Raw genomic sequence first — 13,427 nt, 5'->3', positions numbered from 1 at the left:
GCCAAGAAGCACGAGCACATGGCGCATCACGGTCCTCATGACCATGGCGCGCACGCCGGTCACGCGCAACCCTCGTCGAAGAATGCGCCAAAGGCGGACTCCAAGGACATCGAGTACACCTGCCCCATGCACCCGCAGGTGCGGCAGATGGGCCCGGGGAACTGTCCCATCTGCGGCATGGCGCTCGAGCCGGTCGTGGCCACGACCCAATCCGGCGACAGTCCCGAGTTGCGTGATACGACCCGACGCTTCTGGGTGGGCTTGGCGTTGACCGTCCCGGTCTTTTCGCTCGAGATGGGCGGACACGTGATGGACATCCATCACCTCATCGGGCAGCAGACCTCGAACTGGATTCAGCTTCTGTTCGGGACCCCGGTGGTGCTCTGGGCGGGCTGGCCGTTCTTTGTCCGCGCTTGGGCGTCGGTCAAGAACCGTAGCTTGAACATGTTGCGGCGCTCAGCGAAGAAATTGCGCACGGTGTCAACGGAGTTGCCTACCCCGGGCACGGCCTCGAAAGTTGCACTTCAGTACGGTGCTGATTCGGTCCTGCTTTGACCTGAATCAATTCCTAGCGAAGGTCACAGGCATATTCTTAGTCCTACGGCCTATTGGGAGGCAGAGAGGGACCGGCCGCGCGTGATGGCGCATCTAACAATGGACGATAGTCTGCTAGCTAAGTTGACCCGCGGTCGCGGGATTGAAAGGACTTGCATCATGAAATTCAATTATTTGAAGGCATGCCTTATCTCTATGGCCGTGGGCGCTTGGTCCACCGCGTTCAGCGCGCCCCCCTTTGGCGGCTCACCTATTACCAAATACGACACAATGAAAGACTATGCGCAGGGTGACGCATGCCAGGGGGCCTGCTCCGGGTTCTCTGTGGAGAGGCACGACGCGGATGGAGTGCTGACTGGGCTTGTTTACATTTATTATGTCGCCGGGACAACCATCGCCCTCGTACATTGCGAAGGGCCGGAGTTCGCGAACTCTATCGCGGTTAATCCGGGCACCGGGGCGACGACGATCAACGTCACAGTTAATCCATACGCGTCGAACTGCACTCTCACTGGCAATATTACTTTGCCGGCGACGCTAACCTTGAGCGTAACGGGCACCCCCGATGGAACCTATTCCAGCACTAGTAATGGCACCGGAAAGACTGAGTTTTTTTCGGGCACCACTCACTTTCACTATACGAACGTAATTATTGCGGAAGCGTTTACCGGGACGAACGGGTTCATAACTGGCGTCATGACCGGGCAGGTTCAAACCAGCCGAAACACGGACATAACGAAACAAGTTAAGTGAACAGCGTAGCGCACCAAAATCTGGCAACAGTCTGGCAACGACCCATAAAGAGAAAAAGCGTGCTACCATTTTGATACAGGCTTTTCAGCGTTGACGCGGTGTGGAATGGTAGGCCGTGCAGGGCTTGAACCTGCGACCAACGGATTATGAGTCGTCCGGTCAGGCATTCCCGCAGATTCCAGAATGTTCGAAAACCTAGCATCCATGCGAGTTTGCGGGCGGGTTTGACCTTCGAACCATTCCCGCGAATGCCCTCTTTTTGTGTAGTTTTCCCGGCCTGACTACACGGGAAATACACGAGCGCAAGGCGTCTCAATCGTGAAAAAGGCCCCGAAGGGCCGCGATCTCTGACCCGAGACCTCACTCGGAAAGCCGCTTCTGCTCTTCCACCCAGGCTTGCGCTCCCTTCGGTCTTTGGCCTCGGCATCCTCCGTCGTCTGGCACTGCATGTTCTCCAGCTTGTCAGCCGTCGACGCACAACGCTATGCGGTGATGGACGACCCAGCCGGGGGAGGCGCCGCCGTATAAGGACCGTTTCAAAGTTACACGCCAGCAGTCCCATGGGTGCCAAGTTCAAATGCCCAGACGACAACATCACCTTCAGCGCGATTCGCAGGTTTCAGGGGGGAATGGCCCCGCAAGCAATCGTCGACGAACTGGTGGGACTGAATGTCGATAGAGCCTGCGCCGAAAAGGTTGTAGCCCGAGTCGTGGAGGGGCTCGGCAATAAAAGCGAAGAGGCGCAACAGGCGGACGGCAAGGGCAGGGGCAAGGCAGTTTGGAGGGGCCTCATGCTCGTGCTGGGCCTTGCCATCACGATAGGCTCTGTGTCGGCCGCAAGCGGGGGCGGGTACTCCGTGATCATGCGTGGCCTGATCATCGCGGGGGCCGTCATGCTGCTCGGAGGCCTGCTAACCATGCGGCAACGCACGCGATCTGATTGATGTGGACCGCCGAGCGGCGCGTCATGACCTTGCGTTAGAGTGCTGACGTGAAACACCTCAAAGAACTGATTCTCGCGAGCGTCGTCGCCTTCGTAGGGCTCGGCGTTTCGGTGCCTACCACCGCCTCGGCTGCAACAAAAAAATGTCACTGGGATAAGAAGACCGGTCGCTATATTTGCCCCCATTCCCGGTGACTCTCGAATAGTCGGGGGGCGACCTCTCCAGGGAACGTCAGAAGCCCAACAGTTCCCCGACCGCACGGCGCATTGGCTCGCGAAGGATCCAGCGATTCCATCGCGCATCCGGTGACAGGGTGCCGAACCACATCATCTGATCTGCAGGCCCAACTCCTTCCAGCACTCTTGTGAGTTTGGCCCCGAGTTCGCTGCATGTCTGGACGGTGTCGCCTCGGACCCGCCTCCCGCTATCTCGGATGACCGGCACACCCTTTGGGCTCCAGTACAACTGGCTGAGGTCTGCCCGCTGTTTCGCGGTCAATTCGATTGCCCGCAAGGCGGCGACTAAGCGCTGGTGATCATCCAGCACAGCACGAAACCCTCCGAACTCATTCAGCCATTGCCTACCGGTCTCGCCAGCGCTGGCATCCAAGACGAAGGTGACAATCTCCCGTTGCTTCTCTAGGCCAGGACCGAAAAAATCTAGCATCTCGCCCGCAGCCAAGCACTCGACGACTCTAGCCCATGGTCCTGACCGCTCAAGTCGAAGTTGATAGGCGCGAAAGCCCGTTGCAATGCGCGGTCGCCAGATCTCAAACCATGGCTCGATGTAGCGGGTTTCCCACTTGTCGTTTTGATCCTGCGGTGCGATGCCCGCGTTCAGAGAATCGATGCAGGAGGCTGGGTAGAACAGGTCCAGCCCGATTTCAACAGAAGGACGCGAGTCGTCAGCTGGGCGCATGCTTATCTCGTTCGTGAAGTTGCCCTGAGTATCCGTTCGTTGCAACACCCGGCGGTTGCCGAATTGGAGCGGACAGCAATGGTGGCGCCGTTGGTGCAGAGGGCGAGCCGCTCGGACCGTTACGATCGGCGCTCCAAAAACAAACGAGGAGTGAGAGATGAACGAATTGGCCGGGCTCGGAGTGTTCCTGTCGGTGGCGCTGTTTCTGCTGGGCCTCGTGGTCGCGATCCTCTGGATCTGCATGCCGTTCGCGATCTTCGGCACGAAGCCGCTACTTCGCGAGCTCATCGCTGAGCAGCGCAAGACGAATCAGTACTTAGCTGCGGCCGCGGCTTCCGATCGCGTCCAAGCCCCGTTCGACGCCAGCCCGCGCGCCGGCACGCGTAGGGTGGAGCCGACCTAGGGATCTACTGCATCGGATGATGCTGTGGACTGCTCCCGTAAGGCGTCTTCGTCCTCGCCGATCCCTCTCGGCCCGGTGCGCTCATCGGGCAAGCTCGACGCACCCTGCGTCGAAAGCCTCCATCCAAGTCAGGTACGAGTCGACGCTCGACTCGATGTCGATCCAGACCGAAGCATCCTCTGTGCTTTCGTGGATCACCAGTGGAAGTGGCCGGGATCCGGCTCGTCGACGAAAACGGTGATGTGCCGTAGGTGTGTCATGGGCGCATCCTAGCCCCGGCGCTGTTCAGCGACCGTTCAGCCGGCGGTCTTCAGCTTGGCCAGCGCGTCCAGCCGGCGCAGCGCCTGTCGCGCGGCGGCCAACTCGGGCGTCTTGCCCGCTATCGCCTCGAGGGCATCCAGGGCTTTCGAAATCAGGGCGACGTCGTCGGGCTTCGCGGCGACCCGGGCGGCCGGCGCGGGCTGGTCGTCCTCGGCCAGCACCTCGACGTCGGGCGCAGCCTTCTGCTCCGCGGCGCCGGGCGTCGTGTACCCGGCCTCCGACGTCTTCGTCAGCAGGGTGCCGCCCGGAAGAACCGGAACTTGGCGCCCACTGGCAACTCGCTGAACTGCATGGTCTAGAAGCCCGTGTGCTGCTCGGGCAGCAGGTTGAATTTGCTCATGGGCCGGGGTATTTGGCGTGAAGCATTGTGAGGGCGGCCAAACGGGCGCATCTGCACGAAATCGAATCTCAGTTCCGCAAGGGTGACTTCTCAGGGCCATCCCACGTCCATGGGAACGACATGCCCGGGCTCGCCCAGCTCAAGGCGGCCAAGCCCGGCGAAATCTCCATCGCCTATCGCGATGTGAAGGGCGGCGCCGAGCTGACGTATCGGACGCGCAAGGCCGAACTGGTCTCGGCGCTGCACGCCTGGTTCGATGCCCAACTCTCCGACCACGGGGCCGACGCAATGGCCGGACACCTTCATCATGGAAACATGTCGATGCAATAGCGCAGAGAACTCGGCCATGCCGCGAAGACGACCTCTGTCGCCTTTGACGGCTGTCAAGCATCGGGTCGCCGGTTGGGCGGATATTCGAGTACATCGGCCATTTCCAAGGCCCTCACTCGGGAGACGATCTCCACAGGGCAAGCATGCTTCTCGTCGGCATTCCCCATCGCGCCGGYGATCTGCGTCGATCGGCCCGGGCCATGAAGCTGGTGCTTGCCTTGATGGCGGCTCTGCTCATGGGATGCGCTTCGGTTCGCTTCGACGTGCCGCGACACGTCGAACACGCGATCGACGACCCGCAGGACACTGTCTTGGCGCGCAATTTCGCCGCGCAATTGACCGCGACGCCGGGGCAGTCGGGTGTTCGCCTGATGCCTTCGGGGGAAGAGGCGTTTCTGGCACGCGCGGCGCTGGCACACGCAGCACAGCGAACGCTGGACCTTCAGTACTATATCGTCGCGCCAGACACGACCGGCACGCTGCTGATCTACCAGGTCCTGCGCGCCGCCGAGCGCGGCGTGCGCGTGCGCATTCTGATCGACGATGTCGCCGTGGGCGGTCGTGATGCCGATCTCGCAGCGCTGGCGGCGCATCCGAATGTGGAAGTGCGTGTCTTCAACCCGTTCGCACGGCGCCAATGGGCCGGGCTCGGGCGCGTGCTCGACTACCTCGGCGATGGGGAACGGCTGAATCGGCGCATGCACAACAAGCTCTGGATCGCCGACAACGCAGCCGCGCTGATCGGCGGACGCAACTTGGGCGACGCCTATTTCAACGCCGATTCGCAGAGCAACTTCGCAGATCTCGATGTACTGGCAGTCGGGCCGGTCGTCGCCGAAGCGTCGCGCAGCTTCGATCAATATTGGAACAGCGAATGGGCGGTCCCGATCCAGGCCTTTACCGGCCTGCACGCCGATGCCGGCGAGGTCCAGCGGCTCCGGTCTGCGATGGAGGCGCGCGTCGGCACGTTCCGAAACAGCAACTACGCACGAGCGCTGCGCGCCACCGACCTCGCGCAGCTGGTGCGCAACGGCCGTCTCGCGGTGACCCCGGCGTACGCGAGGGTGCTCTACGATCCACCCGCCAAGGTGGGGCGAAACGGGGCCGAGCCAGCGGTGCATGTGATGTCGAACTTGCGCGAAGCGATCGAGGCGGCGCGCAACGAGGTCACCCTAGTTTCACCATACTTCGTGCCGAACGAACAGGGCATCAGCTTGCTCTGCGAGCTCCAGCGCAGGGGCGTGCGCGTGCGAGTGTTGACCAATTCTCTGGCCTCCACCGACGTCCCGGTCGTGCATGGGGCCTACGTTCGCTATCGGCGGCGCTTGCTCGCGTGTGGCGCTCAGCTGTACGAGATGCGGCCCGGCGCGGTCGAATCGAGCAAGTCGCGCAGCGCCTTGTCCTCGGGCGTGAGCCTCCATGCCAAGGCCATTGGCGTGGATCATCGGTTGGTGCTCGTCGGATCCATGAATCTCGATCCGCGCTCGCGGTTGTCCAATACCGAGATCGGTGTGCTGATCGACAGCGAAGCGGTGGCGCATGATCTGGACGCTTGGTTCGACGCGGCGACTTCGCTCGATCACTCGTTCAAGCCTGAACTGGACGTTCCGGGCGATCCGTCCAGCTCGCTTTCGTGGGTCGGTCGAAGCGACGATGGGCTGGTGCGCTATCGCAATGAGCCGCTGGCAAGCCGGTGGCAGCGCGCCGTGTCCGGTGCGCTTGGCGCGGTATTGCCCGAAGATTGGCTTTGATGTAGTGCTCGCAGGGATCCCCGCGCGCGACGCTTGGTGCGACGCGCCGGGCGGCCGGTGGATCGCGACCGCGCTGCCTTTCCCTGACTCGTGGGACCACTTTCTTTGCTTTTCATCTCCTCGACGATCTTCGGGGCGAAGCCTTCGGCCATCGCCAGGAATGCCATCAAGAAGACCTCTGTCAGAGGGTTCTCAGGCCGTCGCTCAGGGCTTCCGCACTGAACGCCGAGTGGGAGAAACGGGCCCGCGAGATAGCGGCAGTACCAAACTTGCCCGCAATCCACCTCCCTCGCGGTTCTCCAGGATGAGTTGACCTCCGTGGTAGGCCGCGGCGTCGCGCACGATTGCCAGGCCCAGGCCCACGCCGCCGGTGTCCGCACTGCGCGACGGATCAAGCCGGACAAAAGGTTCGGTGACCCGCACAAGTTCTGCGCTCGGAATTCCAGGCCCGTCATCCTCGACCACCACGCGAAGCTCACCCGACGATTCCACGATCCGCACTGCTACAGCGTGGCCGTGCGCGACGGCGTTGTCGATGAGGTTGTCTATCGCGCGCTTCAAGATTGACAGCTTGCCGACGTAGGGCGCCGCATGAGCGCGCCCCGCTGCGTCCTGCTCAAGGTGGACCTCTCGTCCGATTGCCTGCTGGTCGTCAACGATGCTGGACAGCAGCGCCTCCATGTTGATCGGCTGCATAGGTTCGGCGTCCTCGAGCCCACCCAGATAGGCCAGCACGCTGTTGACCATACTCCGCATGGCGTCGATGTCGGCGTTGAGCTTCTCCTGCAAATCTGGGTCATCCACCAGTTCAGTGCGCAACCTCATGCGAGTCAGCGGCGTGCGCAGGTCATGCGAGACTGCCGCGAGTGCCCGGCCCCGCTCGACCACCAACTGGCGCAGCCGCCGCTGCATGAAATTGAAGGCTTCCGCGGCGCGGCGTACTTCGGTCGGTCCGACTTCTTCCAACGGGCTGGCATCAAGATCGTGCGCGAACGCGGTCGCCGCCGCGGCCATCCGCTCCAGGGGACGAGTCGCCCAGCGCATGGCCACCAGCGACAGCACGACGATCGCGCCGAGGGTCAGCGACACGTGCCAGAGAAAAGGAAGCGGCAACGCGTCGAAGGCCCGCATGCCGGGTTGCACATGCCCGGCCGCCATCATGGCCGCGCGGTCCTCCAGATGAAGCATCAGACTGACCACCTGCGCTACGAGCAAGCCCAGCACGAGGATCAGCGTCATGCGCCCGGACAGCGAGCGCGGCAGCAATTTGGTGAGCATCAGGCGCATGACGGCCAGCCCTCCACCGCGGCTGCCAGAACGTAGCCTTCGCCGCGGACAGTTTTGATCAGTCGAGGTTCGCGTCCGTCGTCCTGCAGGCGCTGGCGCAGCCGACTCACCTGTACATCGATGGCGCGGTCGTAAGGCTCGGCTTCGCGGCCATGGATCAGCTCCACCAACTGGTCGCGATTGAGCACCCGGTTGGGATGATCGAGCAGGATGCGCAGCAGCCGGTACTCGGCACCCGACAACGGCGTCACCACGCTGTCGGGCCCGGTTAGCACTCGCGTGGCGGTGTCAAGCTTCCAGCCAGCGAAGGCCAGGCAGCGCTGGGTCTCGGGCTTGAGATTGGGTGGTAGGGAACGCGTGCGGCGCAGGATGCCTTTGATACGCGCGAGCAGTTCGCGCGGGCTGAACGGTTTGACCAAGTAGTCGTCGGCGCCCATCTCGATGCCGAGAATGCGATCGGCCTCTTCACCGCGCGCTGTGAGCATCAAGACCGGGAGGTTTGACTTCGCGCGCAGGTCGCGGCACAGCGTCAGCCCATCTGCGTCGGGGAGCGTCAGGTCCAGCACCACCAAATCGACAGCGTGCCTGTTCAGCGCTTGCCACAGCTCCCGACCGCTGGCCGCAGGCACTGCGTCGAAACCATTGCGGGCCAGGTAATCCACCAGCAACTGCCGGATCTCCGGGTCATCGTCGACGATCAGGATGCGTTCTTTGTGGTCCATGGCAGGAGCTTCGTAGAGCGCCGGGCGCGGGCGCGACGAGTTTTGTATCGCAGTGTTGCACAAGCCCAATCCGGCAGCTGGCGATGCAATTCCATGTTTGCCAGCAATCTGCCGGAGACGCCCCGCACGTTCAATACAGATCGTGGCCGCTTGCACGACATCGCGCAAGAGGTCACATCAACGTGCCTTTCAAGGAACACCCTTGGCTTCACATGGAGACTCAAAATGAAACTTGCTTTCAAGCTTTTAGCCCGCGCGGCCGCGCTGGCGCTGGCTTTGTCCGCCGCTACAGCGATGGGGCAACCAGTTGGCATGGGACACGGTCCGATGCACGCAATGGACCATGTCGCCGCGTCAGGGAGCCATGGCCCGATGGCCGGGCCGGCAGCGATGTTGACGAAGCAGGACGCTGGATCGGCCGCGGACATGGAGCTGGTGCTCGACCTGCTGGCCAACAACAGCAAGATCAAGCGCTCAGTGACGATGCTGCCCGATGGCATACGCACAGTGACCGAATCGGACGATCCAAAAGTCGTGCAGGCGCTCAAGGCTCACGTGGCCAGCATGTCCCAGCGGCTGAAGGACGGGCGCGAGTTCAACATCTTTAGCAACACGCTGCCGGTGCTGTTCGAGAACCGGGAAAAGATCAGCTCCAAGGTCGAGACGTCAGAAAAAGGCACAGTTGTCACCCGTACCTCCACCGATGCCAAGGTGGTAGCGGCGCTGCAGGGGCATGCCGGCGAAGTCACCGAACTGGTKCAGGACGGCATGTTGGCGATGCGCCGCGGCATGATGAGCCGGATGGCGATGGGCCCGCGCGGAATGGGGACGGGCATGGGCCCGGGGCTGAGGATGGGCCCCGGCTTTGACCGACCCGGCCCGGCTGGCACCACCCAACTCACGCGCTGACCTAAACGCGAGAGGCGCCAAAAAGCCGAGCACAGGGCTCGGCTTGGCGTCGCGCAACCGTCATCACCCATCATGAACATCCTCCTTTCCTTTGGCGAACGCCTCGAAGCCTATTCCGTCCCCGTGCTGAACGAGCGGGCCGTGCGAGCCGCCGCAGGGCTCGTCTTCCTCTTCGCGATCATTTCGTTCATGAACGCCTGGCTGATCGGGAATTTCCAGCCCACGCGGGCGTTCGTGATCGCGTTCCTGACCGACTTCACCATACGCATCTTCGGAAATCCACGCTACGCACCGAGCTTGATTCTCAGAAACGCTTTGCCTGGGCAATTGGCCTCGTCTTTGCGTTGACGATGCTGTACCTGGTTGTCATCAAGCACGTCATCGGACCGATCAACCTAATCGTCTGCGCGGCTTGCCTCGTGCTGCTGTTCTTCGAGACGGCATTAGGGATCTGCATCGGCTGCAAGATCTACAACTGGTTCCACAAGGACAAGGCTCATCTTTGCCCTGGGGCGTCTGCGAGCTAGAGCGAAACCGAATGGTTGAGGGCACCTGGACTCAAGGGGCAGTGGTCGGTGCAGGTACTTCCACCGGCAGTCCGGCAGCGATCCCGGCTTGTCGCGCCGGGTTCATCTTTACGCCGGCCTGAATCACATTCCCTCTGTTTCGGACGCCGGAAGGTGAACCCCCACGACTTGGTGGGTTGAGGCCTTGGCATGATCGGATCTCGGACGCCGCAACCTTTTCAATTAGGGACTGCACCGGCCGACGACGGCTTGACCAAGGTCAAGCGAATACTCTCGGAGGGAGATCTTCAAGTCGCGCAGGCAGCTGGCGATCGAGAATTTCACCGCCGCGTACTGCGAGGACTTCGCCTTCAGCCAGCGGTCGCCAGTCGTCTTCGGTGAGCGGGACGCTGGCGATCCACGCCACCGCCTGCTGCCCCTGGCTGACCGAGATCCCTCCGCGGAGATTGGGCGCCGGGTCGGCCGATGCGCAGCGCCGCTGGCGAATCCACAGGCCTGGGGGTTCGGCACGATGGCTGGTGGGCTGCAAGCGCCGGTGCCCGTGGGCGAACAGCGCGTCACCATCGCTATAGAGGAAGTTGGCTGGTCCGAGTAGGCGCAGATCCGACGCGAACTGTGATACCAGCGAAAGACGGGCTTCGAGGGCCGGTGGACTGCTCGTCTTCCAGAGCGCRCGCATGCGCTTCAGCAACCCGCAGAACGCATATTCGGAATCGGTGAGCCCGACTGGGCGATGGGCACCAAGCGTCAACGTCTCGCTGTGGAAGATGCCAGGCAGATTGCCGTTGTGAGCGAACACATGCGTACGACCGCCGAGTTCGCGCACGAAGGGCTGCGTATTCGCGAGTTGAACTTCCCCTTGTGTGGCATGACGGATGTGCGAGATCGCCAACTCAGTCAACGGTCCCTGCGTTTCGAGATAGCGCACCAGTGCGCTGTCAGCGGCGGCCGTCGGCTCACGGAAAAGCGCGACGTCTCGCGCCTGGTAGAAGGCAACGCCCCAGCCGTCGTGTGAGCTACCCGACACACCACCGTGCGCAGCCAGCGTATGCAGTGAAAACGTCAGTTGGCTCGGGCGGGAACTCGACAGCGCCAGGAGCTCACACATGGTGCGTCACACCGCGCTCGTCGCACTGCCGCCGAGGCTCAAACAGACGCGGCGCAGCCGTTGCTCGGCTTCGTCGGCCACCGCCTTGACCGCAGGATCGCCGACCAGGTTGACCATGATCTGCGGGTCGAGAAAACCGACCACCACCCGGCCGGGCGCTTCCTCGCGCACGATCACGTTGCAGGGCAGCAGCAAGCCGACGTCGGGCGCAGCCTGAAGGGCCTGGTGCGCCAGCGGCGGATTGCATGCGCCCAGGATGCGATACGGCGGCATGTCCACTCCGAGCTTCTCTTTCATGGCGTGCCGAACGTCGATGTCGCTCAGCACGCCGAAGCCTTCGGTCTTGAGCGCCGCGATGGTTCTTGAAAGTGCCTGATCGAACGATGCGCCAGTGAGCGTTGTCGTGAATCCGTACATGGATAACCTCCGTCGTGGGTGGGTGGATTCAGGCGCGCGTGGCCGGGGTGCGCCATCTCTCGGTCACCAGCTTGGACAGCTCGGCGAATCCGATTGGCGGACGGGTCAGCCAAGGCAGCGTGAAGACGCGCTTGGCCAACCCTGCGGACATGCGCTCCATCTGTTTGCGTTCACCCGACAGTCGTGTCGCCAGCAAAGGGTCGTGCGTGCCCGCCGCCAGGACACTCTTGTTGAGGACCCATGCGTAGGGCTCGATGCCGGCGCGGCGCAAGTCATCCTGCAAGGCGGCGGCCTGCGAAACCGGGGTCACCTCTGGCAACGTCACCAGAATGATCTTGGTGTATGCGGCATCCTGCAGCCTCATCAAAGGCGTGACGACGCGGGCGCTCCCGTGCCCTTCGAACTCGCGCACCATCTGCCGGTGGTAGGCACCCGTGGCGTCCATCAGCAGCAGGGAATGTCCGGTCGGCGCGGTGTCCAGCACCACGAAGGCAGTTCGCGCTTCGCTGACGATCCGGGAGAAGGCATGGAAGACGGCCACTTCCTCGGTGCATGGCGAGCGCAGGTCTTCCAGCAACAGGGCCTGTTCCTGGGCATCGAGGCTGGAGGACCTGGCCGCCATGATCTTGTCGACATAGCGCTGCGTCTCGAGCTTCGGGTCGATGCGGTCCACGCGCAAGCCCGGCACCTCGCCATCAACCGTTTCCGAGACGTGCGAAGCTGGATCGGTGGTGCTCAGATGCACGGTCTTGCCTCGCTGGATCAGTCCGATGGCCAAGGCGGCGGCTACGGTCGTCTTGCCGACGCCGCCTTTGCCCATCACCATGATCAGCGCGCGGTCCGCGGCGGCCAACTCATCGGCCAGAGCATCCAGCCCTTGGAGAGGGGCGATTAGMTCGACCGCCACGGCCTTGCCGGGCGGGGTCGGTGTGACATCGGCAGCGAGCAGCGCACGCAAGGCGGGCAAACCCACGGTGTCGAACGCCCGCAATGGAACCCTATCCTGGGGCAATGCGCGCAGGGACCGCGGCATCTCGGCCAGTGCCTGCTGTCCGAGGGCCTCGATGGCACTGGCCACCGCATCCGTGGAATCGCTGGCATGAAACACGCCATTGATCGCCAGTCGCTGGTTGTTCAGGCCCAACGCATGCAGTTCTTCGGAGGTGCGCGCCGCCTCCTCCATTGCGCCCTTGTCAGGCCGCGTGACGAGGACAACAGTGGTCTGCGCCGGGTCGCTCAGGGCCTCGAGCGCGGCCTTGAAGCGCTCCTCCTGCATCTTCAATCCCGAATGCGGGCCCAAGCAGGATGCCCCGCGATCGTTGCCATCCAGGAAACCGCTCCATGCCTTGGGCAGGCTGAGCAGGCGCAGCGTGTGGCCTGTCGGGGCAGTGTCGAAGACGATGTGATCGAAGTCTTCGGCCCCATCGGACAAGAGCGAGGCGAACTCGTCGAAGGAGGCGATCTCGGTGGTGCAAGCGCCCGACAATTGCTCGCGCACGGTGGAGCGCTCGGCCTCGGTGGTGTCGATCGCCATCTGCGCCAGGACTCGCCGCCGATAGGACTCGGCGGCATTGTCGGGGTCAATGTTCAGGACGAAGAGCCCGCGCGCGCCGGGCACCGGCACGGGTGTGTTACGCAGCTCGATCCCCAGCATCTCGTCAAGGTTGGTAGCCGCATCGGTGCTGACGAGCAGAACCGATTTGCCCGAGTCCGCCAGCGCCAGGGCGGCGGCAGTCGACAGCGACGTCTTTCCTACGCCGCCTTTGCCCGTGAAGAACAGGTGCCGAGTGACCTGCTTCAGAAACCCCATGGCCGCGGAGTGAGGTTGCAACCAGCCTTGCACGATGTCGTGCGAAGGCACGCCGCCACTGTGGACGATCTTCCCCTCGATGATGACGGCGGGGGTTGAGTGAACGCCAAGCTGCCTGATCTCCTCGGGACTCTCGACCGTGACGATCTCGACCGGCACGCCAGCGGTGTTGGCAGCCCTTTCGATCAGTCCGATGGTGCTGCGGCACTTGCTGCATCCTGAACCCAGGACCTTGATTTCCATCTTTTCGGTACTCGTGTGTGGATTCATGAACATGACCAAACGGCGCTTCGAAACTGGGCTCGGCAAGTTCGTTGTGACGACCTGCAAAG

Annotated in this window: 15 protein-coding genes and 1 pseudogene; 9 read left to right on the top strand and 7 right to left on the bottom strand. The window is 62.8% G+C overall.

Annotation, left to right across the window (positions count from 1 at the left end; genetic code table 11):
• From AC1DY5_RS19880 to AC1DY5_RS19870, 3 genes are all read left to right on the top strand, one after another.
• The coding region (locus AC1DY5_RS19880; RefSeq protein WP_478114070.1) for a heavy metal-binding domain-containing protein at window positions 1-555 on the top strand (555 nt) is incomplete at its 5' end.
• A gap of 159 nt (window positions 556-714) precedes the next feature.
• On the top strand, window positions 715-1,308 hold the full coding sequence (locus AC1DY5_RS19875; protein WP_478114069.1) for a hypothetical protein: 594 nt from the start codon (window positions 715-717) through the stop codon (window positions 1,306-1,308).
• A 560-nt stretch (window positions 1,309-1,868) separates the two neighbouring features.
• A complete protein-coding gene (locus AC1DY5_RS19870) occupies window positions 1,869-2,252 on the top strand; it encodes a hypothetical protein (protein ID WP_478114068.1) in 384 nt (127 codons plus the stop codon).
• Window positions 2,253-2,483: 231 nt separating this feature from the next.
• Here the strand turns inward: AC1DY5_RS19870 and AC1DY5_RS19865 are convergent, their stop codons facing one another.
• Window positions 2,484-3,170, bottom strand: coding sequence for a hypothetical protein (locus AC1DY5_RS19865; RefSeq protein ID WP_478114067.1), 687 nt, complete (start codon window positions 3,168-3,170; stop codon window positions 2,484-2,486).
• Between the two features lie 157 nt (window positions 3,171-3,327).
• Here AC1DY5_RS19865 and AC1DY5_RS19860 point away from each other — a divergent pair, with 157 nt between their 5' ends.
• Window positions 3,328-3,573, top strand: coding sequence for a hypothetical protein (locus tag AC1DY5_RS19860; protein WP_478114065.1), 246 nt, complete (start codon window positions 3,328-3,330; stop codon window positions 3,571-3,573).
• A gap of 296 nt (window positions 3,574-3,869) precedes the next feature.
• On the opposite strand, the gene AC1DY5_RS19855 is transcribed toward AC1DY5_RS19860, so the two are convergent.
• Window positions 3,870-4,055 (bottom strand): hypothetical protein, encoded by a 186-nt coding sequence (locus AC1DY5_RS19855; protein ID WP_478114064.1) that lies wholly within the window; start codon window positions 4,053-4,055, stop codon window positions 3,870-3,872.
• Window positions 4,056-4,354: 299 nt separating this feature from the next.
• Between AC1DY5_RS19855 and AC1DY5_RS19850 the strand changes: the two genes are divergently transcribed.
• Together AC1DY5_RS19850 and AC1DY5_RS19845 are read left to right on the top strand one after the other, a co-directional pair.
• Window positions 4,355-4,564: a hypothetical protein gene (locus tag AC1DY5_RS19850; RefSeq protein WP_478114062.1), complete on the top strand. Its 210-nt coding sequence runs from the start codon at window positions 4,355-4,357 to the stop codon at window positions 4,562-4,564.
• 200 nt (window positions 4,565-4,764) lie between these two features.
• Window positions 4,765-6,315, top strand: coding sequence for a phospholipase D-like domain-containing protein (locus tag AC1DY5_RS19845; protein ID WP_478114060.1), 1,551 nt, complete (start codon window positions 4,765-4,767; stop codon window positions 6,313-6,315).
• Window positions 6,316-6,519: 204 nt separating this feature from the next.
• Here AC1DY5_RS19845 and AC1DY5_RS19840 read toward each other — a convergent pair whose 3' ends face one another.
• Both AC1DY5_RS19840 and AC1DY5_RS19835 read right to left on the bottom strand, forming a co-directional pair.
• On the bottom strand, window positions 6,520-7,602 hold the full coding sequence (locus AC1DY5_RS19840) for an ATP-binding protein (protein WP_478114059.1): 1,083 nt from the start codon (window positions 7,600-7,602) through the stop codon (window positions 6,520-6,522).
• Complete coding sequence (locus AC1DY5_RS19835; RefSeq protein ID WP_478114057.1) at window positions 7,593-8,324, bottom strand: response regulator; 732 nt, start codon at window positions 8,322-8,324, stop codon at window positions 7,593-7,595. The genes AC1DY5_RS19840 and AC1DY5_RS19835 overlap by 10 nt, the downstream gene beginning before the upstream one ends.
• A gap of 225 nt (window positions 8,325-8,549) precedes the next feature.
• On the opposite strand from AC1DY5_RS19835, the gene AC1DY5_RS19830 reads away from it, so the two are divergent.
• Window positions 8,550-9,233 (top strand): hypothetical protein, encoded by a 684-nt coding sequence (locus AC1DY5_RS19830; RefSeq protein ID WP_478114056.1) that lies wholly within the window; start codon window positions 8,550-8,552, stop codon window positions 9,231-9,233.
• A 72-nt stretch (window positions 9,234-9,305) separates the two neighbouring features.
• A pseudogene (locus AC1DY5_RS19825) lies at window positions 9,306-9,760 on the top strand (DUF4395 family protein).
• 259 nt (window positions 9,761-10,019) lie between these two features.
• On the opposite strand, the gene AC1DY5_RS19820 reads toward AC1DY5_RS19825, so the two are convergent.
• The 3 genes from AC1DY5_RS19820 to arsA are packed head-to-tail and all read right to left on the bottom strand — an operon-like array spanning window position 10,020 to window position 13,281.
• A complete protein-coding gene (locus AC1DY5_RS19820; protein WP_478114054.1) occupies window positions 10,020-10,868 on the bottom strand; it encodes a class II glutamine amidotransferase in 849 nt (282 codons plus the stop codon).
• Window positions 10,869-10,874: 6 nt separating this feature from the next.
• Complete coding sequence (locus tag AC1DY5_RS19815; RefSeq protein ID WP_478114052.1) at window positions 10,875-11,285, bottom strand: DUF302 domain-containing protein; 411 nt, start codon at window positions 11,283-11,285, stop codon at window positions 10,875-10,877.
• A 28-nt stretch (window positions 11,286-11,313) separates the two neighbouring features.
• A complete protein-coding gene (gene arsA, locus AC1DY5_RS19810; protein WP_478114071.1) occupies window positions 11,314-13,281 on the bottom strand; it encodes an arsenical pump-driving ATPase in 1,968 nt (655 codons plus the stop codon).
• On the opposite strand from arsA, the gene AC1DY5_RS19805 reads away from it, so the two are divergent.
• A partial coding sequence (locus AC1DY5_RS19805; RefSeq protein WP_478114050.1) for a PEP-CTERM sorting domain-containing protein occupies window positions 13,235-13,427 on the top strand: 193 nt, incomplete at its 3' end. The genes arsA and AC1DY5_RS19805 overlap by 47 nt on opposite strands.

The sequence above is a fragment of the Variovorax sp. P4_D9 genome (assembly GCF_056401695.1).
The sequence above is the reverse complement of the archived record's forward strand: the minus strand, read 5'-3'. Positions and strand labels throughout refer to the sequence as shown.

Bases quoted from the DNA above. Each gene is read 5' to 3' on its own strand.
- AC1DY5_RS19875 (WP_478114069.1), top strand. From the start codon at position 715: ATGAAATTCAATTATTTGAAGGCATGCCTTATCTCTATGGCCGTGGGC.
- AC1DY5_RS19870 (WP_478114068.1), top strand. From the start codon at position 1,869: ATGGGTGCCAAGTTCAAATGCCCAGACGACAACATCACCTTCAGCGCG.
- AC1DY5_RS19865 (WP_478114067.1), bottom strand. From the start codon at position 3,170: ATGCGCCCAGCTGACGACTCGCGTCCTTCTGTTGAAATCGGGCTGGAC.
- AC1DY5_RS19860 (WP_478114065.1), top strand. From the start codon at position 3,328: ATGAACGAATTGGCCGGGCTCGGAGTGTTCCTGTCGGTGGCGCTGTTT.
- AC1DY5_RS19850 (WP_478114062.1), top strand. From the start codon at position 4,355: ATGCCCGGGCTCGCCCAGCTCAAGGCGGCCAAGCCCGGCGAAATCTCC.
- AC1DY5_RS19845 (WP_478114060.1), top strand. From the start codon at position 4,765: ATGAAGCTGGTGCTTGCCTTGATGGCGGCTCTGCTCATGGGATGCGCT.
- AC1DY5_RS19840 (WP_478114059.1), bottom strand. From the start codon at position 7,602: ATGCGCCTGATGCTCACCAAATTGCTGCCGCGCTCGCTGTCCGGGCGC.
- AC1DY5_RS19835 (WP_478114057.1), bottom strand. From the start codon at position 8,324: ATGGACCACAAAGAACGCATCCTGATCGTCGACGATGACCCGGAGATC.
- AC1DY5_RS19815 (WP_478114052.1), bottom strand. From the start codon at position 11,285: ATGTACGGATTCACGACAACGCTCACTGGCGCATCGTTCGATCAGGCA.